Origin of the sequence: Sphingobacterium sp. SG20118, from assembly GCF_044740685.1 — a bacterium.
Lineage (GTDB): Bacteria > Bacteroidota > Bacteroidia > Sphingobacteriales > Sphingobacteriaceae > Sphingobacterium.
In genome coordinates this window covers 2,696,965-2,721,905 of the sequence record NZ_CP172826.1, presented here as the reverse complement: position 1 = coordinate 2,721,905, position 24,941 = coordinate 2,696,965, and the positions used below count along the sequence as shown (strand labels likewise).

The 24,941-nt window shown below is 36.7% G+C and carries 26 protein-coding genes; 8 read left to right on the top strand and 18 right to left on the bottom strand.

Going from position 1 to position 24,941, the window contains the following annotated elements; translation table 11 throughout:
• Positions 1-1,148 precede the first annotated feature (1,148 nt).
• Together ACFX5U_RS12685 and ACFX5U_RS12680 are read left to right on the top strand one after the other, a co-directional pair.
• Positions 1,149-1,916, top strand: a complete 768-nt coding sequence (locus ACFX5U_RS12685) for a class I SAM-dependent methyltransferase (RefSeq protein ID WP_400260931.1) — start codon at positions 1,149-1,151, stop codon at positions 1,914-1,916.
• 1,065 nt (positions 1,917-2,981) lie between these two features.
• Positions 2,982-3,617, top strand: a complete 636-nt coding sequence (locus tag ACFX5U_RS12680) for an alpha/beta fold hydrolase (protein ID WP_400260930.1) — start codon at positions 2,982-2,984, stop codon at positions 3,615-3,617.
• A gap of 46 nt (positions 3,618-3,663) precedes the next feature.
• Here the strand turns inward: ACFX5U_RS12680 and ACFX5U_RS12675 are convergent, their stop codons facing one another.
• A complete protein-coding gene (locus ACFX5U_RS12675; protein WP_400260929.1) occupies positions 3,664-4,521 on the bottom strand; it encodes a hypothetical protein in 858 nt (285 codons plus the stop codon).
• A gap of 13 nt (positions 4,522-4,534) precedes the next feature.
• Positions 4,535-5,236 carry a hypothetical protein gene (locus tag ACFX5U_RS12670; RefSeq protein ID WP_400260928.1) on the bottom strand — a complete coding sequence of 234 codons (702 nt, stop codon included), beginning with the start codon at positions 5,234-5,236 and terminating at the stop codon, positions 4,535-4,537.
• 36 nt (positions 5,237-5,272) lie between these two features.
• Between ACFX5U_RS12670 and ACFX5U_RS12665 the strand changes: the two genes are divergently transcribed.
• The 3 genes from ACFX5U_RS12665 (at position 5,273) to ACFX5U_RS12655 (ending at position 6,620) form a co-directional block, all read left to right on the top strand.
• Positions 5,273-5,434 (top strand): hypothetical protein, encoded by a 162-nt coding sequence (locus ACFX5U_RS12665; protein WP_400260927.1) that lies wholly within the window; start codon positions 5,273-5,275, stop codon positions 5,432-5,434.
• A gap of 224 nt (positions 5,435-5,658) precedes the next feature.
• Positions 5,659-6,198: an Rpn family recombination-promoting nuclease/putative transposase gene (locus ACFX5U_RS12660; RefSeq protein ID WP_400260926.1), complete on the top strand. Its 540-nt coding sequence runs from the start codon at positions 5,659-5,661 to the stop codon at positions 6,196-6,198.
• Complete coding sequence (locus tag ACFX5U_RS12655; protein ID WP_400260925.1) at positions 6,195-6,620, top strand: PD-(D/E)XK nuclease family transposase; 426 nt, start codon at positions 6,195-6,197, stop codon at positions 6,618-6,620. Before ACFX5U_RS12660 ends, ACFX5U_RS12655 begins: the two co-directional genes overlap by 4 nt.
• A 186-nt stretch (positions 6,621-6,806) precedes the next feature.
• Here ACFX5U_RS12655 and ACFX5U_RS12650 read toward each other — a convergent pair whose 3' ends face one another.
• The 5 genes from ACFX5U_RS12650 to ACFX5U_RS12630 form a co-directional block, all read right to left on the bottom strand.
• Positions 6,807-7,346: an AAA family ATPase gene (locus ACFX5U_RS12650; RefSeq protein ID WP_400263593.1), complete on the bottom strand. Its 540-nt coding sequence runs from the start codon at positions 7,344-7,346 to the stop codon at positions 6,807-6,809.
• 23 nt (positions 7,347-7,369) lie between these two features.
• On the bottom strand, positions 7,370-9,814 hold the full coding sequence (locus tag ACFX5U_RS12645; RefSeq protein WP_400260924.1) for an outer membrane beta-barrel protein: 2,445 nt from the start codon (positions 9,812-9,814) through the stop codon (positions 7,370-7,372).
• Between the two features lie 81 nt (positions 9,815-9,895).
• A complete protein-coding gene (locus ACFX5U_RS12640; protein WP_400260923.1) occupies positions 9,896-10,513 on the bottom strand; it encodes a M56 family metallopeptidase in 618 nt (205 codons plus the stop codon).
• Positions 10,425-11,204 carry a M56 family metallopeptidase gene (locus tag ACFX5U_RS12635; RefSeq protein WP_400260922.1) on the bottom strand — a complete coding sequence of 260 codons (780 nt, stop codon included), beginning with the start codon at positions 11,202-11,204 and terminating at the stop codon, positions 10,425-10,427. Before ACFX5U_RS12635 ends, ACFX5U_RS12640 begins: the two co-directional genes overlap by 89 nt.
• A gap of 20 nt (positions 11,205-11,224) precedes the next feature.
• Positions 11,225-11,629: a BlaI/MecI/CopY family transcriptional regulator gene (locus ACFX5U_RS12630; protein WP_400260921.1), complete on the bottom strand. Its 405-nt coding sequence runs from the start codon at positions 11,627-11,629 to the stop codon at positions 11,225-11,227.
• A gap of 421 nt (positions 11,630-12,050) precedes the next feature.
• Between ACFX5U_RS12630 and ACFX5U_RS12625 the strand changes: the two genes are divergently transcribed.
• A complete protein-coding gene (locus ACFX5U_RS12625) occupies positions 12,051-12,500 on the top strand; it encodes a nuclear transport factor 2 family protein (RefSeq protein WP_400260920.1) in 450 nt (149 codons plus the stop codon).
• Between the two features lie 342 nt (positions 12,501-12,842).
• On the opposite strand, the gene ACFX5U_RS12620 is transcribed toward ACFX5U_RS12625, so the two are convergent.
• The 11 genes from ACFX5U_RS12620 to ACFX5U_RS12570 all read right to left on the bottom strand — a co-directional run bounded on the left by ACFX5U_RS12620 (position 12,843) and on the right by ACFX5U_RS12570 (position 21,870).
• Positions 12,843-13,118: a hypothetical protein gene (locus ACFX5U_RS12620; protein WP_400260919.1), complete on the bottom strand. Its 276-nt coding sequence runs from the start codon at positions 13,116-13,118 to the stop codon at positions 12,843-12,845.
• A 13-nt stretch (positions 13,119-13,131) separates the two neighbouring features.
• Complete coding sequence (locus ACFX5U_RS12615) at positions 13,132-13,770, bottom strand: hypothetical protein (protein ID WP_400260918.1); 639 nt, start codon at positions 13,768-13,770, stop codon at positions 13,132-13,134.
• A gap of 6 nt (positions 13,771-13,776) precedes the next feature.
• Positions 13,777-14,463: a hypothetical protein gene (locus tag ACFX5U_RS12610; RefSeq protein ID WP_400260917.1), complete on the bottom strand. Its 687-nt coding sequence runs from the start codon at positions 14,461-14,463 to the stop codon at positions 13,777-13,779.
• Between the two features lie 79 nt (positions 14,464-14,542).
• Positions 14,543-15,163: a helix-turn-helix domain-containing protein gene (locus ACFX5U_RS12605; RefSeq protein ID WP_400260916.1), complete on the bottom strand. Its 621-nt coding sequence runs from the start codon at positions 15,161-15,163 to the stop codon at positions 14,543-14,545.
• A 274-nt stretch (positions 15,164-15,437) separates the two neighbouring features.
• The gene (locus tag ACFX5U_RS12600; protein ID WP_400260915.1) at positions 15,438-15,659 is read right to left on the bottom strand and encodes a hypothetical protein; all 222 of its coding nucleotides are present in this window, start codon (positions 15,657-15,659) and stop codon (positions 15,438-15,440) included.
• 54 nt (positions 15,660-15,713) lie between these two features.
• The gene (locus tag ACFX5U_RS12595; protein WP_400260914.1) at positions 15,714-17,606 is read right to left on the bottom strand and encodes a serine hydrolase domain-containing protein; all 1,893 of its coding nucleotides are present in this window, start codon (positions 17,604-17,606) and stop codon (positions 15,714-15,716) included.
• Positions 17,607-18,397: 791 nt separating this feature from the next.
• Positions 18,398-18,760: a hypothetical protein gene (locus ACFX5U_RS12590; RefSeq protein ID WP_400260913.1), complete on the bottom strand. Its 363-nt coding sequence runs from the start codon at positions 18,758-18,760 to the stop codon at positions 18,398-18,400.
• A gap of 335 nt (positions 18,761-19,095) precedes the next feature.
• Positions 19,096-19,395 carry an AAA family ATPase gene (locus ACFX5U_RS12585; protein ID WP_400263592.1) on the bottom strand — a complete coding sequence of 100 codons (300 nt, stop codon included), beginning with the start codon at positions 19,393-19,395 and terminating at the stop codon, positions 19,096-19,098.
• Positions 19,396-20,853: 1,458 nt separating this feature from the next.
• Positions 20,854-21,249 carry an AAA family ATPase gene (locus tag ACFX5U_RS12580; protein ID WP_400260912.1) on the bottom strand — a complete coding sequence of 132 codons (396 nt, stop codon included), beginning with the start codon at positions 21,247-21,249 and terminating at the stop codon, positions 20,854-20,856.
• Positions 21,221-21,502 carry a hypothetical protein gene (locus ACFX5U_RS12575; RefSeq protein WP_400260911.1) on the bottom strand — a complete coding sequence of 94 codons (282 nt, stop codon included), beginning with the start codon at positions 21,500-21,502 and terminating at the stop codon, positions 21,221-21,223. Before ACFX5U_RS12575 ends, ACFX5U_RS12580 begins: the two co-directional genes overlap by 29 nt.
• 11 nt (positions 21,503-21,513) lie before the next feature.
• Positions 21,514-21,870 carry a hypothetical protein gene (locus ACFX5U_RS12570; RefSeq protein ID WP_400260910.1) on the bottom strand — a complete coding sequence of 119 codons (357 nt, stop codon included), beginning with the start codon at positions 21,868-21,870 and terminating at the stop codon, positions 21,514-21,516.
• A gap of 339 nt (positions 21,871-22,209) precedes the next feature.
• On the opposite strand from ACFX5U_RS12570, the gene ACFX5U_RS12565 reads away from it, so the two are divergent.
• Complete coding sequence (locus ACFX5U_RS12565) at positions 22,210-22,539, top strand: nucleotide pyrophosphohydrolase (protein ID WP_400260909.1); 330 nt, start codon at positions 22,210-22,212, stop codon at positions 22,537-22,539.
• The gene (locus ACFX5U_RS12560; protein ID WP_400260908.1) at positions 22,539-24,713 is read left to right on the top strand and encodes a DNA/RNA helicase domain-containing protein; all 2,175 of its coding nucleotides are present in this window, start codon (positions 22,539-22,541) and stop codon (positions 24,711-24,713) included. The genes ACFX5U_RS12565 and ACFX5U_RS12560 overlap by 1 nt, the downstream gene beginning before the upstream one ends.
• Positions 24,714-24,941 lie beyond the last annotated feature (228 nt).

Here is a 24,941-nt window from a genome sequence, read left to right as displayed (position 1 = left end):
AGAATGGCAGCAAGCAATTGGGTAGCTGTAATTATATCCGTGTTACTCGTTCCAAGTCTTAAGGCATTGTACTTGGTGCAATATACAGCCATAAACTTAGTTTCATCTTCTATATTTGTTTCTCCAATATCAAAAGTAAGATAGCCATTATAATGCCCTTCGCCTCTGGTAAAATTGAGCCTTCAAGCAAATGCAATCAGGCAGCCCGCCACTTTTTCATATTCTTTTACCTTGCCTCTGTTATGCTGTGCAACTTCTATAAAAGCCATAAATGGCTCGACTATCTGTTTCTTTTCCGGTGGCTCCAATGAGATAGACAAGTCAAATCAGCGCATTAGCGCTTCGTCTAGCATCTCCTTTTGGTTTGTAGCGGCTATGACCATACTACTTTGTGGTAGGTAGTCAAACAGTTGCAAAATGGTGTTGATAAGAAGTAATGTATGTTTTTGACTGATATTCATTCTTGAAGACACTTTCCGTTCGTGCCCTAGCTTCTAAATGATTTTTATTTTATGCAATTCTGCAATTCGATTGAGATTCCCTTAGCCGTAATTTTAAAATTTATAGTTTAAGATTTGTTAGTTCTTTTCTTGTAGATATAGCATCTGTATGGTTATCTACCATCTCCATTTTACCACAAATAATGAAATCAAGTAGAAACAGGGGAGTTTACCAAATTGAGAAGGCTTTACAATGACCATCCTATCTTAAAGCTTTCAAAAGTATAAAAATCCCTACTATCGATAAATTTTTTTTTAATTAATATTTTTTTATTATTTTTAGGTATAAACTTATAATATTAAACATTATAAATATGAGCAAAAACCTGTATTCGCACTATTTTTAACCATCAGCGTGATAAGTCTATCTTGTAATAAAAGTACAAGAGAAGGTTTCGAAAAGACATCTACAGAGGTAGTTTTACCGAAAAAACAACTTGTTACCAATAGTAATGTTATAAATCATTTTTAAAGCAAGAAATGCCGGACAGGATGTTATGGACTGTATAAGTGATGCATATAGCAACTATGGTTGGTTGTATGGGACGCTAGTGATTCAAAACATATATTTTTTTAACAAGTCTTATATTCTATGCGAAAAATTAACCTAAGTAATAAGAAAAACTTTTAAACTAAATCACTATTAATATGGAAGAAAATCAAGTTTTATTTAATGGATTGAGATCGCAGATGTATAAGCAAGCACTTCATGACTACCCTAACGCAAGGGAAAGTGATGTAACTGCGATGAAAAAATATCTTGCCCCTAAATCAGACGAATTTATTCTGGAAGCTGGAGCCGGAAGTGGATTCTTTTCAGGAATATTAGCAGATATGTTACCCCATGGTAAACTGATTGTTTCTGATCCTTCGAGTGACCAATTGGAAGGAATTAAAGAGCTTAATAAACACAATATAGAATTTGTGCAAGGAGGAGCAGATGAAATTTCTCTAGATGCAGAAATAGTGGATGCAGTTTGGAGTTTCGGAGCTTTACATCATTGTTTTGATAAAACTAAGGCTTTGGATAATTTCGGCCGTATTTTGAAAAAGAATGGAAGGTTGGTAATTGGAGATATATGGTCTTCAACAAAACTTGCCAACTATTTTGACCGACATGTGGCTAAACATTGTGTTACGGGACATGAAGTTGCATTCTGGAGTGATGGATTTACAGAAACGCTTTGCCAAATTAATGGATTTTCAAATCCAGAAATTTATGATCTCCCATTACAATGGAAATTTGCAAAAGAACAACAAATTGGCGATTTTATCTATAAGTTTCATGCAATGACTTCCACTACTCCTGAAGATTGTCTTAATGCAGCAAAAGAGTACCTAGGGATTCAGCCACAGGAAGATGGTACATTTCATCTTAACTGGCCAATGAAAATATTCATAGCCACAAAATTATAAGCTATTTTGATTGAGAAGTCGATTATAATTTATTACTATCAGTCGAAAATAAAAAATCAACCAATATAATTTCCTTAACCCTAGTGAAAACTAGGGTTTTATTTTTTTAAGGCTGATGAAAGAACGTTAAAAATTATTTAATATTCAATTTTAGCTAAGTTGAGTGAGATCGATAAATTAATGACCTCCGTCCAAAAAACTGGAGTATTTAAAAGTAGAGAATTCGGGTTGGAATTAACTATTTTAGATAGGAGGAAAAACGATAAATAAATCAAAATTATGCTTTGCATGAGCTTCCTTCGGTGAGTTTACTAAAGCACAGTTTGCTTTTACAATCAAACAGTCCAAGATCGGCATAAGTGTAGAGGAGGCCTACCGTAAGATGGATGGTAGCGAGGCTATATGCTTCAATTGGAAGAAGAAATACGGTGGAACTGTAATTGGATATGTTGCGGTTTGTTAAACCGCTACCATCCGATGAGGAGGTAGAAGCCTTTTGCTAAACCGATGTAAAATCAATTCCAGTACTTTATCATCTAGGGAATTTATCCTTATATAAAATTGATAGCGAATATATTGTATATTTAAGTATACTTTTCTGTTTGATAGCTCAAAAGTATAAAATATAGGCGGCCTCAGGCATTCCCAGATTCTACCTATTCTAGCATACTAACTGGATGTAAATGTCAACGCATTTGAGATTAATACCAACAATAAACCTATAAGCATAAAAGTAATAGAAAGTAAAATAATAAATGATGAAAATTAGAATCCTTAGCCTAGTTATAATTGTATTACTTAGCAATAATTTGTTTGCACAATCTCAGCCCAGCTATGATACTGTATCTGTGGGTAACATGAAACAGGTTATCTCATATAGTGGTAATAAAGACTTACCGCTTATACTGTTTTTGCATGGAGGCCCTGGAAGTTCAAGGATGAAACAGGCAGAAGTCTTCTCTCACATGCTCCAAAAACATTTTCTAGTAGTTCAATGGGATCAGAGAGAAACTGGCAGGACACTTGCGTTAAACAAATCGTCAGTTTCCCATTACCTTGAAATTAATGGAGGATGATACGCATGAATTGATACAACTACTATTGAAAAAATTTAATCAAAAGAGATTGTATCTAGTCGGAGAATCCTGGGGGACTGTTCTTGGTTTCAAAATGGCAGAGAAATATCCTGAACTTTTAAATGCTTATATGGCATTTAGCCCAGTGGTTCATCAGTCAAAAAGCGAGCAAATTTTGCTTGAAAAATTAAAACTTGATGCAAAAGAGAAAGGTCTAATTCAAGCTGAACAAGAATTAAATACCGTTAAAATTCCTTTTAGTAATTATGAGCAACTATACTACTCTAGAAAATGGATGTTTAAATACGATGGTCAGGCTATTGCGGATAAAGATACTATAGCCCTGAAGCAATACCTTAAAGTTTGGTCAGGTACGTGGTCATCAACTTGGAATGAGGCTATTCAGCAAAATCTTTTTGTGGAGCTACCCAAGATAGACTGTCCAGTGTATTTCTTTATTGGGGAAAAAGACTTTCAAACAAATTTCAAGATTGCGAAAGACTATTTTAAAGCTTTACAAGCACCGAAAAAGAACATCTTCATATTTGAAAATGCAGGACATTCAGTCTTAACAGAAGAATCGGAACGAGTTCAGAAAATAATTATAGAAGAAATTTTAAAATAGCACTATCAACAGCAATATTTGAATGCCTTTTTTAGGCTATATTGCTTTATTTTTGTTTTATATTATATTGAAATCTCAACACTTTAAAATTCCAGAGCGTTAGCGTTTGTTTTGCAACCAATTCGTTTTTTAGGTCACTAATAATTAATTCATCTCGAAATGAGCGAATATACTTTGACCAATATCCATTCTTATAATCTTTTAACAAAAAGTAAAAACCTGCATCACCAAATCTTTGGCCAGACGAATCCAATATTAATTCACCATTATCGCCAATTTTAGGAGTCATAATAACTGTTGCATTTCCATTTGGTAATGGAAAAACAGCCTTTACACAGTGTATTCCAGATGGCAATCGACAGATTCCATATACACCCGAATATACTGTTTGTCCTGTTGCTTCAATTGTTCTGAGCCAAAATACATATTTTACCTGTTTGGTATCTTTATCCAAAAGTGAAATGATTTCACTTGTGATAGCTTCTGAATCTCGGGTATTATGTAATGGAATATTGAGTTGATTTAATCTATGGCTGAATAATTTTTTCAACAAAAAACCAAAACCTTTAAAAACGGTAAACCACTGCACCGAAAAATTTAAGTTATAAAGTGAAGTTTTTTCATAAAAATCGACCACTTTATCCGACAATAGCGCGTATTGAGCAGGTGTAAGGGACAGCTGATCCATGGAAGGTATCAATCCCTGTGCTTCGGACTCCTTGTCAATAATCAAATTTTCTTTTTCAGCAAGTTGATCGATATAGGTTTTATTAATTACTTCCAGTTTACCTATTGGTCCCATTAACCAGTCATAATTTTCCACATCGATTTTACGTCCCGACAAAATTACCCACTGTTGTGTTATCCAATCTTGGATCATCTGCATTGGATATGCTAAGCTCATCTTCGTAAAAAAGTTAGAGATTTGGTATTAAATGTGTACGTCCATTCCACTCACCATATTCTGATAAAGGTTTGAAACGCAACGTAGTAAATTCCATATGAAAATCTTTTCGATCTCTTTCTTTCATCGCATGGATATGTCTTTTTGGTGCGTGTACATTGCTACGGCCTAGCACCATATCTGTCATTTCTTTTTCGGATTTCCAAACTGAAAATGTAGAAATTGTTCTAGGGAGTCTTATTGAAGCCAAAGAAAACGTTGTACCTGGATGATCCCTAACCAATTTTTCTACTGGTCTTCCCCAATGAATGAACCTAGGAATTTCAAATAATTTCATACGAGCTATTGTTATCGCAACTACAGGGGCATTGGAAGGTTCTAGTTCAATAGGATTATGTGGAATTTTGAATTGATTTATTTTTCCCCATTGTCTCAGAAAAGTTAGTCTCGTGTGCCACCCCTTGGACAATACGTGCCCAAATTTGTTTTCGATTAAGAATTTGTTAATTGAAGCTTCATTTTCCCATTGCGCAAATACAGCAACTTGTTTATTAAAGATGCGAGAACGTGACCATATTGCAGACCCTAATCTCATTGTTGTCATACATTCCATATGAATCAAACCTGTATTATTTATTGTCTTTGGTGGAAATAAGATTACTTTCAATGCAGAAAAATAGGATGTTTTTACGAGATGGTAAGTGAATATGCTCATATTCAAAAGTAAGTAAAAAAACAAAAAGGAGAGCAGTTGAACTGTAAAACAAACACCACAATCTTGGACGACTCCAATGATTATATGGTGGCAAAAGTGACCCTACAATTTGAAGGGTTTACCAAGACCGATTTAAACACCTTGGTCAATGATGGCGGCAACTGGAAAGTATCCCAATCCATCAACTCGTACAAGTAAGTTAAGTTTAATTCATATGTATAGTAAAAGCCACGTCGAGAGATGCGGCTTTGTTTTTTTGTGTCCAGAAAGCAAGGCTAGGTTAACAAGTTGATGGCTATCTTTTGAATGCTAGCCGACAACAAACGTTTACAAACGACTATAAACGTTTAATAACCGGCTAATAATTTTAGTTTTATGATGTTTGCTTTATGTAATTAATTATTTAAGTAAATCCTAAAATTATGTTAGCGTATTCAAAACCCGTATTTATTGATCCAACCACCGATGAAGGATTCAAGCGGTTATTCGGAGACAAGGTCAATCTGATCAACTTTCTAAACATCATCTTTCGCGGTCGTAAGACCATCACAGATCTTACTTATCGGGATACCGAGCGTATCGGAGCTACCGAAGAGATCGGTAAAGTTATCTTTGATCTTGTGGTCCAGATCAGTACAGGGGAGGAGATCATCATCGAGATGCAGACGAGTACACAGACCAACCTGAAGCAACGTATGCTGTATTATGCAAGTAAGGTCATTTCAGACACAGCACCCAAAGGCAACCGCAAAGCCTGGGGGTATGCCATTCCCGAGGTTTATACTATTGTACTGATGGATGGTTTTCATATGCCAGGAGGTGATCATAAAACATATTTTCATGATACCTGCCTGTGTAATAGAGATTCAGGACAAATTTTTTACGAGGGATTGGGGTTTATTTATATGGAATCCCGAAGGGAACTATCATTCCATCAAGATATATTATTGATGATAAATTGATTAACTTTGTTAAAAGCGAAGCTGAGGTTGAAGACGAACTGGACAAAGTATTCTTTATGCTTAAGAATATGTCTACGTTAAAGACCTTGCCAAGGATTATGAATTCCGGAGTATTTCAACGATTCTTTCAGTTGGCCAGCTACGCAAAATTGACAAAGGAGGAACGAACTATGTATGATATTAGTTTAAAACGTAAGTGGGATGCTGAAGCAGTGCGGATGTATCAACAGGAACAACAAAAACAACTGGTAGGATTAGAAAGACAATTGAAAGAAGCTAAAAAAGCAATTGTAAGTGCTGAAGCCCAGGGGGAGCAGAGAAAAGCCATTGAAACAGCTTTGAGGTTTAAAGAGATGGGTTTACCTGTATCAGATATTGCTAAGGGTACCGGCCTTTCCATCGAGGAAATCGAAAAACTGTAATAGAACATCGTTTTAAAATATACAGAACCGTTTGGGATGCCAAGCGGTTTTTTTTGTGCCTTTGTTATTTACGTGTGGGTAGAAGCGATGGCAAGCCTTATGCGTATAAGATGGAATCATATTAATAAGTTGAAACATAAAACAAGCTTTGGCAGTTATTTAACTGCCAAAGCTTTTTTTTCTTCTTCAAGCAGATCCTTCCAGGATCGGTGTATCTATTTCGGGCTTGAGCGCTTTGAGCGTTTTAAGAGCAAACAAACTGCGTTTGATTGCATTGTTCAATGTTTTCTGGATGCTGTAGTAGGAGAGTCCCTTAGCACTCTCTATCGGTTTAGCACGAGATACCTTTTTGTCAAATCCAAACTGGTCTTCTTTTAGCACAAGGTTGATCAATTTCTCGATCTGTTCTTTTTCCGGTAGCTCCAACGAGATAGATAAGTCAAATCTACGCAATAGCGCTTGGTCTAGCATTTCCTTTTGGTTTATAGCGGCTATGACCATACTACTTTGCGGTAGGTGGTCAAACAGCTGCAAAATGGTATTCACCACACGTTTCATTTCACCATTATCTTGGCTATAGTCACGTACCTTGCCCAAAGAGTCAAATTCATCGATAAAGCTGATGCAATCCTCCTGTGCAACCTTACGGAACATCTTCGCTAGGTTTTTACTCGTTTCACCCAACTTTGAAGATACGATAGCGCCAAGATCCATCACGATTATCATTTTCAAGTTTCATTGAAAACAAGTTATTGTTTTACCCGATTCTTTTCATCATCAGCACCTTTCGAGTCATATTTTTCAGGACTAGCTATAGTTTTTCCAAACCTATAGCTCAGCGTTAATAGAGCTCTTCTTGTGTCACCAATATTTTTATAATTTGCATCAGTTGACTTCAGATTGTTAATGATTCCTTTATTGATGTTTGTATAGAAAAGATCGTTCATATTAAATTTGACCGATGCATTTTGCGATATTTTCTTTGACACCCCCATATTAATTCCCCATTTACTTCCATAAACAAATTGAGCATTGGTTATTTTTGATTGGTAATTTCCGTCAAATTGAATAAGCCAATCGCGTCCCGGTTTGAAGCCGATCATTCCCTGTAAATATCCATTTATTCCTTTGTTGTCGAGCATTCCGGTATAGAAACTACTTTTAGCATGTACATGCGCTACTTCGCTATAGAGCTGGAAGTTTAACCATGTCGTTGGGCTAAAACTTCCATCAAGAGAAAAACTTAGCACTTTCGTGCTACCGATATTATCCGGTCGGCTATAATATATTTCATCAACAATTTCTATGGTCTCATTGGTTTGATTTTTAGTACTGCTGTATGCAACTGTACCCGTAATACGTTTAAGATAAATATAGCTTAGCTCCACTTTATGAGAATAAGCAGGTTTCAAATTGGGATTACCTACTAAATAGGTGAATTTATCCAGCGGAGATATAAAAGGATTCAGGTCTTGAAAGTATGGCCGGTCAATCCGTCTTCCAAAATTCAATCTTAGCTGGTTAATTTCTAAACTATCCAGTTTATACAGCATAAATAACGTTGGGAATAAACCCGTATAATTTCGTTTAAAAGAAGAATCTTGTTTCGTTATATTTCCAAATTGATGCCCCTTAGACAATGTATTTTCCACTCTTAATCCCATCTGAATGCTTAAATTTTTATAATCCTTATTTAGGTTCAGATATGCCGCATTTATGTTTTCGTTATACTTGAAGCGATTTGTTTTATCATAATCTGGAACAGATTGATTTTTTAAAGTGAAAAAATAATCCGCTATATTGTCTGTTTCTGTTATACTTGTTTTAAGTCCCGATGCGATTTTTATATTTCCTTTTAAGGGCAAAGTATAGTCCGTTTTTGCAGCATAAATATTTATATGAGACAATAACACGCCATTCAGCAGCTCATGCGAACCATTGCTTCCATTTTCCAGGTGTCCATCATTCATAAAAGATTGGTCATTGCCTATTTGATAGGTTATATAATCAAGGTCAACCGCTAGATCCGATTTAGATTTTGTAAACAAATGCCTGAAGTTTATATTAATACTTTCATTTGTGTACTTACTTTTTTCTGTATTTCTTGCCAATACAGTAGAATCCAATTTGCCACCTGCGTCACTGATTAGACTTTTACTATTAATATTGCTCGTCGGGTAGCGTAGATTTCCCCCTACATTAATACCCCAGGTTGTTTTTTCCGAAGCATAGTAATCTAGGCCAACAATAGCGTTAAATCCATGTCCGGTTTTTCTAATATTGGAATTCTGATTAAAGAATGAGGAGATCGCTCCACCATCATCTTTATGCGTCCTATTTATCACTAAATTTGTGAAACCATTTCGGAGCATGTAACCAAGATTTCCATATACATTCAATTTCCTATTCTTATAATTAAAGTCAAGTCCATGATTTGTAGTTGTGTACTTATGTTGCCCTATGCTGGAATTAATACCCATGTTAAAACCCCTTATGTTCTGTTTTTTTGTTGTGATATTGATAATTCCAGCATTACCCGCTGCGTCATATTTTGCCGGGGGATTGGTCATTATCTGAATTTGATCCAGTGATGATGATGGTAGCGATTTTAAGTAGCTCTCCAGATCCGCCCCGGATAAAAAAGTAGGTCTATCATCGATAAATATAGCAACACCCGATCTTCCTTTTAATGTTATCGATCCATTCTGATCTACCCGTACACCTGGAGCTTTTTCCAGTACATCAAGGGCAGATGACCCAGAGTTACTAATCAGTGCATTTACGTTGACAACTGTTCGGTCTATTTTCTGTTCTATAAAAGATTTCTGCTTTATAATGAGGACCTCTTTAAGCGCAACCGGATTTTGCTCAATAGTGATAGGAGATAAAAGGATGCCGTTATTGGACGCGTCTAGTACGAGCACTTCACTTTTATATCTGCTTTCCCCTATATAGCTTATGATTACCGTATAGGAACCCAATGAAATCGGAGCAAATTTGAATCCTCCATTTTTTTTTGTCATTTTAATTTCGACTATCGAGGAGTCTTTTGCAGCATAAAGACTTACGGTAGCTCCCTCTACAAAATCCCCTTTCTTATCGACAACACTACCTGAAATACCCGTAGACAACTGGGCCACCATCTGAGTAGCTGTAATCAGTATGATGATTATTGTTATTATAAATTGTTTCATTTAGGATGTTGTTGCGGTTAAATTTTGGACATAGGTATTCCACCCCGCTAAAAGCAGGTGACAATACCAGTAGTGAGAAGCTTAGTTAATACTTACAGATTGCGTATAATTGAGTCGGTCAGACGGGTTTTGGACATATTTATTTAATATATACTGATGTAGCTTTGCATTTTGCTTTTCATCATTGATAAATAGAGCCTTATTCGTAATTCGAATGGTAAATTTGTTTTTATTAGGTATTAATTTTCGGTTCATTAAGTCCGCTACCATTTCCTTACCCTTTACGCGTTCACCTTTGGTCGGTTTTGATTGATCATTTATACTTGTAGGTGCTTCCGTATAACGGGAGGGAGGAGATATGGTAAATGCCACCGTGATTAGTACTGTACATACGAAACAGATTGTGATGATCAGTCTTTCTATCAGGTTTAGAGATGAGTTTTTAGTTCCTATTATCCTTTTTACCCGATTTAATAGCGATCCATCATTTCCTGTCAATGCCATACTCCAAGTAGGAGTTGTTCCTTGATATTCTTCACACGCTACGAGTGCCTGGACATATTCAAGTTTGTTACCCGTTATTGTGACAGCTATATCATCGCAACAATTTTCACGTTCTTCTCTGATCAACGATGAAATCCATAATACAGCAGGGTTGTAAAACAATACAATTTCCGTTAAACTTTGCAGTAGATTCATCAGAAAATCTTTTCTGTATATATGGGCCAGTTTCATGTGCTATTATAGCTTCTACCTGCTGTACGGATAGCCTATTTATTAAACCTATCGGCATCAGGATAACAGGTTTTAAATGCCCTATAACCATGGGTACCTGTGCCAGTCCCGATTCGACCAAAGAAATGCTTCTGGTTACACCAAGTCGTTTGCAGAGCGCAGTCATTGTTTGGAGCCAATATGCATTGGCCGGAACAATATTAGTTTTTTTAAGATTATATATCGTATGCATACCAGTAGCCATCCGAATGGCCTTTATACAGATCACTAAAAACCAGATTAAGACCAGGAATATATAATAATCCGTTAGCTTGTTTATTGCAGTAATGCCCGAACTCGCGACATTCTGTATATAATCCGCTTCAGTTTTTTCTATCATATTTCCAGCATGCATCGTTTTAGGTATAGTTCCCAATATCTTATCCGCTACATTAAACTGATATATAAATGTCAATAGCGTAGTTGCTGTGAATAAAATCAATGCTCCAGAGAGTAACATATAACGAATTCGTGCAGTGGTGTGATGTCTCAATAATAAGATTATTCCTCCAAATAATGCAAGTATGACACCTTGCCATAATGAATGTATGATGGTATTACCTATAGCTCTTATTAAGAGATCAACAAATGTTGCATTTAATGATGAGAGTTCCATAATTCCTGATTTTTAAGTTATCATTTCTTATTATTATCAAGATTCTCGATTAAATCTTTGATGGCCTGCAGATCCTCTTGAGAAGTTTTTTTATTTCCCAGTAACTGCATCACCAAGTTGCTCGCTGATCCCTGATAAATAGTTTTCACAAAGCTATCCAGTAAATTACTCTTTGTTGTTTCTTCTTCTTCGACAACGTGGTAGATATGCTTCATCTGGCTCTCATCTCTTTTTAATATTCCTTTTTCAGTCATGATCTGCATCAGCTTTAAAGTAGAAGTATAGTTTACCGGTCGTTCTTCATTAATTGCCTCATTGATCTGTCTTACAGTAGAAGGCCCTAGTTTCCATAGCGCTCGAAGTATTTCAAGTTCTGCTTTAGTAGGTTCATTTTTTTGGTTCATATTAGGTATGATATTTTTCATATCATAAAGGTAGGAAAAATTTCGTACGAACAAAACTTTATCTTTAATTTTTTAGTCTACCTATAGCAGATATTGCTAAAGGTCATGGATTTAGCTTTAAGGATATTGAAAATCATAGCTGTTTAGCTGCATCATTTTTAGCAATTATATATTTGAATAGAGACCATTTAGGTGTTAACGGAGGTATCTATTCTGGGTATTATTTTCCAAACCAATCAAAAAGGCTCTACCATTTCACCTATCCATTTCCACCATTCACCGAGTTTTTTGTTGAGTTAGTCTAATCGCCATAGGGTAGGTATGGATTACACCCTACTTTTGAGTCAACAAATAATAAGAACTGCAAAGCAGGCATCAGGGGTGAGTTGGTGGATGTGGGGCTGATGCAACTTAAATACTAACATTATAAAATAAAGACATTATGAAAACTTTAGTAAAAACATTCGCAGCAGCAGCCTTGATCGCAATAACAACATTCACAATGGCAGCAGGCAAACCAGCAGGAGACAACTCTAAAAAAGCAGTCGTCAATCTATCCACAGCAAATCTAGCAATTGACCATTACGTAGCAGTTATGACAGAGGGAGAGTCGGCAGGAGTAGAGCAATTGTTTACAGCAGATTTCAACCAAAAAGTACAGGCCCCACAAGATAAAGCGAACAGCCGCTCAGAAGTTATTTCATTCTTGAAAAAGCAAAAAGGAGAGCAGTTGAAATGTAAAACAAACACCACAATCTTAGAAGACTCCAATGATTATATGGTGGCAAAAGTAACCCAACAATTTGAAGGGTTTACCAAGACCGATTTAATCACTTTGATCAATGATGGGGGTAACTGGAAAGTATCCCAATCCATCAACTCGTATAAGTAAGTTAAGTTTAATTCATATGTTTAGTAAAGGCCACATCTAGAGATGTGGCTTTGTTTATTAGTATCCTCAGCTATGCAATTAGGCAACAAACGATTAATATCGCGATTATCCACGTATTTCGGTTTGTGTAGGGCTATATAACGCTGAAACATGAGACTAGCCATTTTATCGTCATTGTTTCGCGCATTGTTGCAGTAGCTACCTTTTAAGGGCACATCAAAATAATCATTAAGTTCGGTAGTAGATTTAAATATCATAATGTATGTCTCCAGAAAAGCTATCCGAGATATCACAGACTTTATAAGTAGGTGATGCCATCTGAAGTAGCTTTTCAATATATTGCTATAATTTGTCATCCAACCAATGTATAATATTGAGCAGGAACTGCGCATTTTGTATAGCTCCAGGATGATTCATACCTCTCTTCTCACTTTTGATGCCTTGGAGCTGTGCAGAAAATGGAGCCCCATCCCCAAATATGACCACTCTGCCCTTGCCGTATTTAAGATACGCGCCGTTCACTAAGCCTCTTCCAGAGATATAGGGAAGGCTCTCCGGTAGAGGTCTTTTTATTTGAGAAACATTGCTCGGAAGATAAATATTGTAGTCATCTCCCAACGCAGAAATAACATCAGCGTGTGAAGGAAACTATAAACCCCGTTCCTCCCCAGCACATGATGCTGTCGATCTCTTTGCCAGGAGAGCTGGTAATCTGATTTGAGATAAGTGTCTTTCTTTCCTTTGAAAACACTTCTGGTAAACCATCCTTTCTAAGTGCGAAACCATTAATTATATTTATTCCAAATCTTCCTGCCAGTTCATTAACAGAAGCGCCACACGGCATATGATCCGTTACGAGAAATAAGCTCCCTCCAGCTGCAACCCATGTGGACAGTTCATTTATCTCCTTTTTAGAAAAAGCTGACCTTGCAGGTAGGTTCCACTCTTCCAAATCATACATCGCGTTCACCGTTACGTAGATCTTTGCTCCTTTTAAAAGCTCCCAGCTTACATTTTCTTTGTTGCTTACCACATTATAGCCATCGTCTCGGAGCAAGTTACTGAAACCCGAGTAGGCACCTTTCAACGTTGAGGCATTATTATGCGCCTCATCAAATAATATCAGAGGACCCTTTCCCCTTTTGTAAATAGGAGCAGAAATTGGATAGTTAAAATTTTCGTCCGACACCTGTTGAGCATCCGCAGGGTTCGCCCCAATCGCAAGCAAACACCAAATAAAAAAGACCTTAAAAAACCTTCGTTTGATCATCACGGACTATTTTACTTTTATCCAGGTATCATTTTCAAAACAGGTCACCTGCGAAGCTTCACCATTACTCAATAAAAACGTAAGCGGGAAGGTACCGTCATCATTCAGGAAAAAAGTTTCTGATCTGGGCGTAAAGGCAATCTCTTTATTATCCCACATTTGCTTTATCGTCACTCCACTTCCTGAAGAACGGATGTTTATCTTAAGATTATTATCATCATTCAAGATGTAATACCCTTCCAACCGTCCAAGTTGTTCTACAGATAACTGTTTGTTCTTTTTGGGATTAAATCCAACTTTTGTCGTCATTATCCTTCCCAGTATCTTCGCATGATTAAAATGACCAGAACTGTCTTTTAAGAATTCAATTTTGTGACCTTCTTCTTTTGATTCAAAGTTCGTTTCATTGATCCGGACCAGTTGGAATTCTTTGTTATCCCATAATTGTTTGGCAAAAAGAAGGTTGTCTCTAAGCGCAAACTCAATAAAAGCAACCTTATTAGGAAGCTGGTAGTACCCTAACAGCTGATCCAAGGGTACTGGTTTAGATTTTTGACTCTCTCCCTGTATAGTAGCATTTGAATGTTGCGCAAAACAGTGGGTTGAAAGAGATGCACTTGCAAATAAGAGATTCGCTACAATTACACAGATTTTTGAGATAGCTGCAGATTTGAATAATTTCATTGTTTTCATAATTGTATTTTTTTTATGAAGCAATGATAACCCTTTGTTGTTTATGAGCAGTTCGGATGGATACAGCTGAACATAATTGCTATCTAGAAGCGTTTGAATTTGCTTTAATGTATTCTTTTGGAGTGAGGTTAGTGGCTTTTTTAAAGGTGGTATAAAATGTCGTTTTGGAGTTAAATCCAGCCCTTATAGCAACGCCGAACATATCTAAATGTTTAGTGTCTTCCGATAATAAAAGAGATTTAGCTTCCTCAGTCCGTAACTCATTTATAAACTGATAAAAATTCTTTCCAATCCCATTATTAAGAATATAGGAAAGTTCATGCGTGCTGATACCTATTTTACTTGAAAGTACTGAAAGTGTCAGGCTTGGATCCAGATATAGTTTTTGACCTACTGTTTTTTGCATTAAGATAGATTTGAGTTCTTCAACCTGTTCACCTGTAAGCCTTTCATTGCGTATTGTTTTTGGTGTAATTTCGTCTTTTTCTGCAGGCTGATACTTTTCTAAAGCATAAATTGATTTTTGAGTAAGCGTTGCATATGCCAGAAAGATTATACCAAAAAAATACAGGATAGGGGAATAATAAGTTACGTGAACGTTGGACATACTCAATATACGAATGACAATCATGAAGAGTACGGAAATCAATAAATATCTTAGCCATTTCAGATCTATTTTATCGGTAAACGAAGCCAACATTTGTAGGTTCTTTTGGTGACGACGGAGCAGAGAATAACAAACGATCCAATAATAAATCATCTGGACGAAGAAAAAATACCGGACGATAAATCCAATCCAATGTGGCAATATGGGGAGGTCATATTGTTGATTAAACAGTTTTGGCATTAAGTAGATAAATGAAAACATAAGGAAAAGCAGGAAAGGAACGAAATGAAGAAACCATTCCTTTTTATTTAAAGAAGGCGATACATAGTGGTGCACGGCCAAATACAGACAGGGGAGCATAGCCCATCTAGGCAGTTTCCAGCAGATGAATAAGCAAACTGCCTCCAATTCCAAATTCTTCAAGGAAAATTTGAGTAAAATTGCATGCAAGGATACCATAAAATGCGCCAAGCCATCGGTTAGCTCGGACATTCACTTTTTCGAACCCGATAAAAAGCAGGGATCCTAATAGCCATAGTGCTCCAGCTGAAAAGGCATTGAAAGCAGATAAGGTATTTATTTCAGACATCAGATCAATTAGATTGTTTTCATAAATTTATGATATTTCCAAGAAAATTAAAACCTACATGCTCCAGATCGGAATCCCTATCCACCCGTGTATTGAAAATAACACCACCAGATAAAGCAAGAATAGGATATTAAAAGTCATGATGAATTTTATCCATTTTTCACCTATCTGCGGCCAGCGTTTGTACAATAAATATGCGGCGGTCAAAATACTGATTCCAAAAAAGAGCATACCAGCGAAAATGGAAAAAGTCGTACCATTCAGGGTCGTATAAAGTTCCTTGTGAATCGCATCAGTCACCCCCAATATACGATAGGAGGCTAGGAAAGAGACTATGCCCAGGGATGGTAATAGCACTAAACATAGATCTATGATTTTTATTTTTTTAAAAAAGACTAGTGGTATTCCGACCAAAGTATAGGTTATGGACAGCAAAGCTGCGAGCAGGCCAAGGTAAATCGGGATCTTTTGCAATAAAATTGGTAAATAAGGTGCTTTACTATAAAACCTGTTACCATAACCCTGAAAGAAAGGGTGTCCCTCATTATCATGACCTATCACAAATGAAGGTATTATATCACCTTTCAAGTGGAAAAGACCATTTCCTACGTGAATCAAGGAGTCTACCTGTCCATTTCCTGTATTGATAATAAGTTTGTCGTTATCAATAGACAAAAGGTTAATCCCTCCAAATATTCTTCTGTAAAACTCCCATTGCTCATTCTTAGGGTTCATAAATTGGTAATATCCCAGCATAGGTTCAATCTTCGACTTATCTATTTTTACAGTGTGTATTTTGGGAATCTCCATATTTTTAGTTAAAAAGTCTTCAATGAGTTCGGATACTGGCCATAGATTTGTATTGCAATTGGTAGAAATAGTATATGCCAATCCGGCCTCTCTGTTAAAAAATATCCAGGAACTAAAACCTTCGCCTTTACCATTATGCCCTCTAAATGTTATTTTTTTATTATTCGGGAATAAATCGTTTCCCAGTGCATATCCTGTCTGTAGTCCGTGCTGGCTTGCCAATGTGCTGTGGACTTTCTCCATATCGAGAAAATTATGCTCACGAAATAGAGTCCCAGCGTAACTTTTACTAGGATTCAGGAGGAAATGCATAAATCTGGTCATATCAGATGCGTTTGATACCAGTGCACTAGAGGCACCGTTGCTACTTGGCATATAAAACGGAAGCATGGTATAGTTTCCATTCCTAAAATCATATCCCTTAGCATAGTGCTGTCCACTTTCGCCACTTAAATCAAATAGGGTGCTATTCATCGCTAAAGGTTTAAATAGCGTCTGTTGGATATATGCATTCCAAGGAATGCCGGAAACTTTCTCTATGATGTATCCCAAAATATTATAACCCGGGTTTGAGTAGGACATCCTTTCACCAGGTTTCCACCGGGAACTAAGCGATTTTTTTTGCGCTTCTATGGCATTTAGTCCTATTAATCGTTTTCCTGTCATATTGATCATCTTATTCAGTATAATATCTTCAAAACCGGCTGTATGTTCCAAGAGATGTACAAGTCTTACAGGGTGAGTAGACTCCCATTTGTTGGTGTATGGGATTTCCGGAGCAATGGTCTGCAATCGATCTCTGAGTTTCAGTTTTCCTTCAGCTATTAAATTCTGGATTCCCATTGCAACAAAAAATTTTGTAACAGATGCAAGATGAAATTGTGTTGTGCTATCCACTTTTATTTTGTGCTCTAAATCGGCATATCCCAATCCACCTGAAAATAATGTGCTGTCTTTTTTGACAATAGCAATCATCAAACCCGGCATATGTTCTTGTCGGAGTACACCTTCTATTTTTTTTAACAATTGATCTATTGCAGGTGCAGGAAAATCATGATGCTGAAGTTGTGCATTAACCATTTTGCATGATAATATCATACAAAGTATGGTCGAAAACAATTTTATACGTTTATTCATCGTTATGTTTTTTTAGCAAATTACATCTGTAATGCACTGTTTTAGTCCGATTCTATCCAAACGAACTAATCAATCCCCTTGATTTAACCACATTGGGGCGAGGAAGAAAAGAATAGTTAGTGCGTAAATGGAAAAAGAATTTCACCACTTTTCTGGAATCTAGCTGAATATTATAGTAGTCAGCTTCGGTAGTTATTCGCACGCTGTTCGAGAAGGCTTCGGGAAATGTCTACTGTTTACCTACGGTTGCTCTACAATTTCCCTATATAAACAGTAGGCGGGGGGGTAGGCGATGTGTAGGGGAACTGTATAGCCACTCCGAAGAAGGGGCGAAGCTGGTCCGAACAAAGGCTGAATCAATACTGAATGAAATTCCCTTTCCTACCTCCCATACGGTTTCCCGCCGTCAAAGAACAGCACGTTTACATAATATTGCACACAAATGGAGATAACTCAACTACTTTGCCTTTGGTCTTTTATTTTTAGCTTATATTGATTCTGGCATTTTGGCAATAATTATTTTGTCAAAACACTTGACAATAAATATTTTGTTACTATATCTCCTTGAACTAGCGAAAGATTATCTGAAGGAAAATCACTTATTTTGCTTACCCTATAATTACCAACGTTGTCAAGGTCGTATTTTGAATTTTGAGATTTTTACTTTGTAAAAGTATATGAACAATTTTAATCACTCATATAGATTGCTTGGAGTCAACCCTTATCAATACGAAGATATTGATAATGTCTTAATTTTTAGCCTCGAAACATAGTGAGAACTAGGTGTTGTTTTATATATTTTCAGCTTCTGCATTCAGTTTTTCGATTTCCCAATCAACGTGCTTTTCAATCAAACGATATAAGGACAAATTTGACTGTTCCAAGCCTTTGTAAATTCGTTCATTTTCAAGATCATCTTCACTATCTTTTGGAATATGTAGATTGCGATAGTAATTATACCAGACATATTTACCTAAGGAATAGATGAGATCAGATTTTAACTTATTGTCATCTGTCGATTCGTATAGTTTGATCGCTTTACGAAAGCGTCTAGGGTTGAGTATTGTTCCTTCCAAATCCGCATCAGAGTCAAATAATAACCCCATTTGTTGGTTGAAAAGCTCAATTTTATCCCTAATATCATTAATATCCATACCTTTTACGTTATCTATTCTTCTATCAAGTACCAATTTAACACTTTATTTTTTGCTTTTCACCTAATATTGCAGATTTGGAGGCAGAAGCTTAGGTATTGAAATAGCAGGTGCAAAACATAAAAAAAGCCTTAGCGGTTATTTAACTGCTAAGGCTTTTTTTTCTTCTTCTAGCAGATCCTTCCAGGATCGGTGCATCTATTTTAGGCTTGAGTGTTTTGACTGTTTTCAGCGCAAACAAACTGCGTTTTATTGCATTGATAAATATTTTCTATATGCTGTAATAGGAGAGTCCTTTAGCACTCTCGATCAGTTTAGCGAGAGATGCCTTTTTGTCAAATCCAAACTGGTCTTCCTTTAGCACAAGATTTATCAATTTCTCGATATTTTTTTTTAGGGAGCTCCAATGAGATAGATAAGTCAAATCTACGCAATAGCGCTTCGTCCAGCATTTTCTTTAGGTTTGTAGTGGCTATAACCATACTACTTTGCGGTAAGTAGTCAAACAGCTGCAAAATGGTATTCACCACACGTTTCATTTCACCATGATCTTGGCTGTAGTCACGTACCTTGCCCAAAGCGTCAAACTCATCTATAAATATGATGCAATCTTCCTGAGCAGCCTTACGAAATATCTTTGCTAGGTTTATTCTTTGTATTATAACTATTAAAGACTGTAATATTGTTGTGTAATTTCGTAATTACCTCATAGGTAGTGTTTTGATTGTGGTTTTGTTGAATTTTTAATTCTTTGTATTTACAACACTATTCTCTGTATTCATTTTGAGCTTGCTTCACTTTAATTCTTTGTATTTTAAATTAAAAAGAATTTGTAGCCAAAGGAATTCCTGTTGAATATTACGAATTAATCCAAAAAGATTTGATCAATAACAACAAATTTTTCAAAGAAAACAATTATACAAACGTGGATTCAATTTTAAAAGAATCTAATAAGCAGATCAGAGATTCACTAGGGTTATAGCTGTCTAATAGACTACTCATATCGTTATTAATTCAAAATATATCCATAATAGTTAGCGCGCTAATTTATTAAAGAATTGATTGGGCAAGTTTGAGCGGAAAGCGCTCAGGTAGGACTACTTTTTCGGTTTCGCTAGGCACTTTTTTGGTTTTACTAGCTACTTTTTCAGTTTTACGAGTTACTTCTTTAGGATAAGTGTTCTCTTCTTTGGGATATATGTTCCCTTCTTTGTATTAAGTTGTTTCTTCTTTGGTACAAGTATTCTCTTGTTTGGAACATGTGTTCACTTCTTTTGGACTTGTGTTCTCTACTTTTGGATAGATGTTTACTTTTTGGGGAGAAATGTTACCTTCATTGAATAAGTGTTCTCTATTTTGGGATAGATGTTTACTTTTTGTGGAGAAATGTTACCTTCTTTGGAATAAGTGTTCTCTAGTTTGGGATAAGTGTACAATTGTTTAGCAGACGATGCTACTCGTTTACAATACATGTTAACTTGTTGTCGATAAGTGTCCTGATTTTCTGAACATCTGTCCACTTGTTTGCATAAAGGGACTACTTATTAATAAGAAGTGATTCCTTGAACTGAAGAAGTAACTAGCGAAAGGTAACAAGTAGTCAAGGAAAGCGGCATGATTTGATCTTAAACACGTATTTTGAACCTTAAAAGCTGGTTTGTGAATCATTGACCAACTGGTATAACTCCAATTTTGTTAGAATGATTAATAATTGTTGGGTTAATAAATATTCTATTTTTATTAATTTGAGATAGGAGAAACTGGCAAAGCTAACGTTTACTCTTTCCCTACAGTTGCTCTACAATTTCCCTACAGTTTGCCTAAATAAACAGTAGGCGGGAGGTAGGCGATGAGTAGGGAAACTGTATAGGCGCTCCGAAGAAGGGGCGAAGCTGGTCCGAACAAAGGCTGAATCAACACTGAATGAAACACCTCCGCCTTCCTTACGGTTTCCCGCAGTCAAAGAACAGCACGTTAATTTAATATTGCACACAAATGGAGATTACATAAAACCTATCGTGCTCCTAGATGAAGAGCATTTAGATTTGAAAGTGATTGGTGTATTTGAGAAGGTATGTAATCATGTTTGATAACTAGATTGTCCGATTAGGTGGCGGATTTAAGAGTAAGCTTAGGAGAAGGATTAGGAGAAAGTTTAGGAGAAGGAATAAGAGTAAGTTTAGGAGAAGGAATAAGTCAAAACGACGCAATAGCGCTTCGTCTAGCATCTCCTTTTGGTTTGTAGCGGCTATGACCATACTACTTTGCGGCAGGTAGTCAAATAGCTGCAAAATGGTCTTCACCACGCGTTTCATTTCACCATGATCCTGGCTATAGTCACGCACCTTGCCTAGAGAGTCAAACTCATCGATAAAGATGATGCAATCCTCTTGCGCAGCCTTACGGAATATCTTCGCTAGGTTTTTACTTGTTTCGCCTAATTTAGAAGATACGATAGCGCTAAGATGGACGACGATTATCATCTTCATTCAATTCTTTCCCGTTAAGGAATGATTGATAATCAATGGACTTGACATCATTAGGTTCCAGATTAATCGTAAATTCCTGATCAGGAAATCTTAATTTTAATAAAACTGGAGCCTGCATTTCCTTGACTAGCTCAGTAAAATTTAACTCCGGCAAACTCAATACTTGATAATTCTTGAGAACACTTTCCGTTTTTACTTTAGCTTCTAAAGGCACTTCTACCTTTTGTAATTCGATTGAGATTTCCTTAGCCATAATTTAAAAATTTAAAGTTTAAGATCTGTTAGTTCTATTCTTGTAGATATAGCATCTGTACGATTATCCAGTACCTCCACCTTACCGCTAAATATTACGGATACTTTACTATCTTTTTCAATTTTCATCGATTCGGGCATATTACATACTGTCATAGGTAGTTGTCCCTCTGTTTTAATATAATATATATAGTCACTTACCGCTATACCTTCTATAGATCTAGAGTAATTAAGAACCCCTTGTTTATTGCTCAAAGTCAAGGTTTTTGTATTTGAAGAGAAATTACATTTTTTAAACTCACTTATGGGATCTTCGTCTTTACAGGACAACATCAACATACATAAAATGGCGAAAGATATCTTTTTCATTGTATTATAATTTTAATTCCTAATTAAAACGAGTATTTTATATATTATGCTACATAACTTCAGATTTATGCATTTTGCTTGACATATAATATTTCAGTAATCATTTACAAGATAAGTAAAATAAATTTCCCAGAAAAGAGAAATTAAATACATATGGGTTAAATAAGGATTTGTGTATTCATCAATAGCATTTAGTAAACAATTGGATCAATCTGTCTAAAATAGTCCTTAAATTGAACCATTCCATTTTTTCGATTTACAACCAATAAGCTTCCTTTTATTAGTAAACAATAATTCGGATATTTGTAGAAAGACCAGTTTTGCTTTAACATAATTACCATGTCCGATATTCAAGAGTTAATTACACAGATCAGAGCATTCCGAGACGCACGCGATTGGGAACAGTTTCACAATTCCAAAGATTTAGCTTTGGCGTTGAGTATAGAAGCATCCGAGCTTCTTGAGCTATTCCTTTGGAAAGGTAATGAAGACGCGAATCCCGATAAATTGAAGCATGAACTTGCAGACGTGTTGATGTACGCGCTATTATTGGCAGATAAACATGGTCTTGATGTTAAGCAGATTGTTGCCGAAAAGATGAAACTCAATAACGAGAAATATCCGGTAGAGAAAGCAAAAGGTACGGCAAAGAAATACAACGAATTATAATGGCCAAACCTTTCCAGATAATTCCATACCCATTCGATTCGCAGTTGGAGCTTACCTTACTGCAACAACAGCGCGATTACCTGTCGTGGCCTATTGTATACTTTCTTCAGGACAAAAAGGAGGCTTATGTAGGTGAAACCACCGATATGGTCACCCGTATGAAAGCACACCTTAAGACAGTCAGAAAACAGCAGTTACATTCCGTATCCCTTATCCGGAGTGAGCTGTTCAATAAGTCTGCCACCTTAGATATTGAGTCTAATTTGATACGCTATATCGCCGCTGATGGGCAGTTTGATCTGCAAAATGGTAATCTCGGAATATCCAACCATAAGTTCTATCAGCAGAAAGAAGTGTATTGGGAACTATTTCGTGATATTTGGACCGAGTTGAGGGCAATGGGTATCGCTCGGCATTCACTCGAGCATATCGATAACTCAGACCTTTTCAAGTATTCACCTTACAAAAGCTTATCTCGAGAACAGACCAATGGATTGAAGACCATCCTCCGATGTTTGCTCGATGATCGTGCACGAGTAAGTTTGATACATGGGGGAGCAGGAACAGGTAAATCTATCTTGGCCATATTTCTTTTCAAATTATTGAAAACCGATTTACAGGATTTCAATAAAGCTGATTTTGATGAGTCCGATGAGGAACTATTTCAACTGGTGGAAGATGTACGTCAAAAATATGGAGATTTAGAAATGGCACTCGTCATCCCTATGCAATCCTTTCGTAAGACCATCAGTAAGGTCTTCAAAAACATTAAGGGATTGTCCCCAAAGATGGTCATCGGACCAGCCGAAGTAGCCAAGAAGAAGTATGATTTATTGATTGTAGATGAAGGACATCGCTTACGTCAGTGGAAAAATCTAGCCGCCTACTATGGTACATTCCGTAAAGTTTCCCAGCAATTGGGATTAGACGAACTCAACTGTTCCGAGCTGGATTGGGTACAACTGCAGTCCGATAAATCCATTATCTTCTATGACGAGTTCCAATCCGTCAAACCGTCCGATGCCGACAAGCAATGTTTTCTTGATTTGCAGGCATTGGAAAGCACCCGTATTGAACGCCTGCGCTCACAGTTTAGAGTAAAAGGAGGCGCACATTATATGGAATTCGTACATCAACTTTTCTCCGATAATACGACACTATTGCCCCAACCATTTGATAGCGTACATTACGATTTTCAGCTCTTCGATGATCTAGATGCAATGGTCAAGCAGATCAAGCGTAAGAATGATTCAGAAGGCCTGTGCCGCATGGTAGCAGGATTCGCCTGGGATTGGATATCCAAGAAAGATAGATCGCTGTACGATATCGTTATTGGCGACACACAGTTACGTTGGAATAGTACCGACGTAGATTGGGTAAACTCTACCCATGCTATCCATGAAGTCGGTTGTATACATACCACCCAAGGCTACGACCTCAACTATACCGGCCTGATTATCGGGCCCGAGTTGGATTATGATTTCCAAAACCAGTGCTTTGTCGTGTACAAGGATAGATACCGGGATAAGAACGGTAAAAACTCCATCACTGATCCAGCCGTACTTAAAAACTACATTCTCAATATCTACCGTACCATTCTGTTTCGCGGTATTCAGGGTAGCTATATATACGCCTGCAATGAAAATCTACGCGCCTACCTTGCCCAATATATCAAAGCTCATCAAGTACTCGGTCAGGAGCCCAAAGCTGAAATGCTGATTACCGATGTACCATCCGAACAAAGCATACCTTATTATGATCTAAGCATCGCAGCAGGTAGTTTTTCGGACGTACAACAACAAGGAAAAGCCCGATATGTAGAGGCAGCAGGTGCCTATGATCCAGAACGATACTTTGCCTGCACCGTAGTAGGAGAGTCTATGAATAAGATCATACCCAACGGCTCTATTTGTATATTCGAGCGTTATCAAGGAGGCTCCCGCAATGGTCTGATCTGCTTAGTCGAATCGAGCAGTTTCGAAGACCGGGATTTTGGTGCTAACTATACAATTAAAGAATATAGTAGCAAGAAAACTATCAGTGAAGAGGGGTGGGAGCATCAAGAAATCACACTTTTGCCTAAATCTACCGATGCATCCTATCAACCTATTGTACTCCGAGATGAAGAACTTTTAGACTTGAAAGTGATTGGGATATTTAAGAAGGTATTGTAACCATGTTTGATAGCTACAGGTATGAAACAGTTATAGAAGGACAGTATATGCTCCGAAAATTTGCTTCATAATCTTTCATTGGGTTTTTCCAGCTGGACGAACAGCTCTCAATTGTGAATTTAACTGCAAGTTATGAAGGAGAAATTTTGACTGTAATCTTTACAATAGACATACATCAATTAAAAACATAAACATTCTCACTTATAATAAAATAGGCAGAAAAGTGTG

What these genes read in the sequence shown, in the direction of transcription:
- ACFX5U_RS12640 (WP_400260923.1), bottom strand. Translation starts at nt 10,513, where the DNA reads ATGAATCTACTGCAAAGTTTAACGGAAATTGTATTGTTTTACAACCCT.
- ACFX5U_RS12580 (WP_400260912.1), bottom strand. Translation starts at nt 21,249, where the DNA reads ATGAAGATGATAATCGTCGTCCATCTTAGCGCTATCGTATCTTCTAAA.
- ACFX5U_RS12675 (WP_400260929.1), bottom strand. Translation starts at nt 4,521, where the DNA reads ATGAGCTTAGCATATCCAATGCAGATGATCCAAGATTGGATAACACAA.
- ACFX5U_RS12600 (WP_400260915.1), bottom strand. Translation starts at nt 15,659, where the DNA reads ATGTCTGAAATAAATACCTTATCTGCTTTCAATGCCTTTTCAGCTGGA.
- ACFX5U_RS12605 (WP_400260916.1), bottom strand. Translation starts at nt 15,163, where the DNA reads ATGTTGGCTTCGTTTACCGATAAAATAGATCTGAAATGGCTAAGATAT.
- ACFX5U_RS12670 (WP_400260928.1), bottom strand. Translation starts at nt 5,236, where the DNA reads ATGAGCATATTCACTTACCATCTCGTAAAAACATCCTATTTTTCTGCA.
- ACFX5U_RS12685 (WP_400260931.1), top strand. Translation starts at nt 1,149, where the DNA reads ATGGAAGAAAATCAAGTTTTATTTAATGGATTGAGATCGCAGATGTAT.
- ACFX5U_RS12615 (WP_400260918.1), bottom strand. Translation starts at nt 13,770, where the DNA reads ATGATCAAACGAAGGTTTTTTAAGGTCTTTTTTATTTGGTGTTTGCTT.
- ACFX5U_RS12630 (WP_400260921.1), bottom strand. Translation starts at nt 11,629, where the DNA reads ATGAAAAATATCATACCTAATATGAACCAAAAAAATGAACCTACTAAA.
- ACFX5U_RS12625 (WP_400260920.1), top strand. Translation starts at nt 12,051, where the DNA reads ATGAAAACTTTAGTAAAAACATTCGCAGCAGCAGCCTTGATCGCAATA.
- ACFX5U_RS12680 (WP_400260930.1), top strand. Translation starts at nt 2,982, where the DNA reads ATGGAGGATGATACGCATGAATTGATACAACTACTATTGAAAAAATTT.
- ACFX5U_RS12635 (WP_400260922.1), bottom strand. Translation starts at nt 11,204, where the DNA reads ATGGAACTCTCATCATTAAATGCAACATTTGTTGATCTCTTAATAAGA.
- ACFX5U_RS12650 (WP_400263593.1), bottom strand. Translation starts at nt 7,346, where the DNA reads ATGATAATCGTGATGGATCTTGGCGCTATCGTATCTTCAAAGTTGGGT.
- ACFX5U_RS12575 (WP_400260911.1), bottom strand. Translation starts at nt 21,502, where the DNA reads ATGGCTAAGGAAATCTCAATCGAATTACAAAAGGTAGAAGTGCCTTTA.
- ACFX5U_RS12560 (WP_400260908.1), top strand. Translation starts at nt 22,539, where the DNA reads ATGGCCAAACCTTTCCAGATAATTCCATACCCATTCGATTCGCAGTTG.
- ACFX5U_RS12565 (WP_400260909.1), top strand. Translation starts at nt 22,210, where the DNA reads ATGTCCGATATTCAAGAGTTAATTACACAGATCAGAGCATTCCGAGAC.
- ACFX5U_RS12595 (WP_400260914.1), bottom strand. Translation starts at nt 17,606, where the DNA reads ATGAATAAACGTATAAAATTGTTTTCGACCATACTTTGTATGATATTA.
- ACFX5U_RS12610 (WP_400260917.1), bottom strand. Translation starts at nt 14,463, where the DNA reads ATGAAAACAATGAAATTATTCAAATCTGCAGCTATCTCAAAAATCTGT.
- ACFX5U_RS12660 (WP_400260926.1), top strand. Translation starts at nt 5,659, where the DNA reads ATGTTAGCGTATTCAAAACCCGTATTTATTGATCCAACCACCGATGAA.
- ACFX5U_RS12645 (WP_400260924.1), bottom strand. Translation starts at nt 9,814, where the DNA reads ATGAAACAATTTATAATAACAATAATCATCATACTGATTACAGCTACT.
- ACFX5U_RS12570 (WP_400260910.1), bottom strand. Translation starts at nt 21,870, where the DNA reads ATGAAAAAGATATCTTTCGCCATTTTATGTATGTTGATGTTGTCCTGT.
- ACFX5U_RS12590 (WP_400260913.1), bottom strand. Translation starts at nt 18,760, where the DNA reads ATGGATATTAATGATATTAGGGATAAAATTGAGCTTTTCAACCAACAA.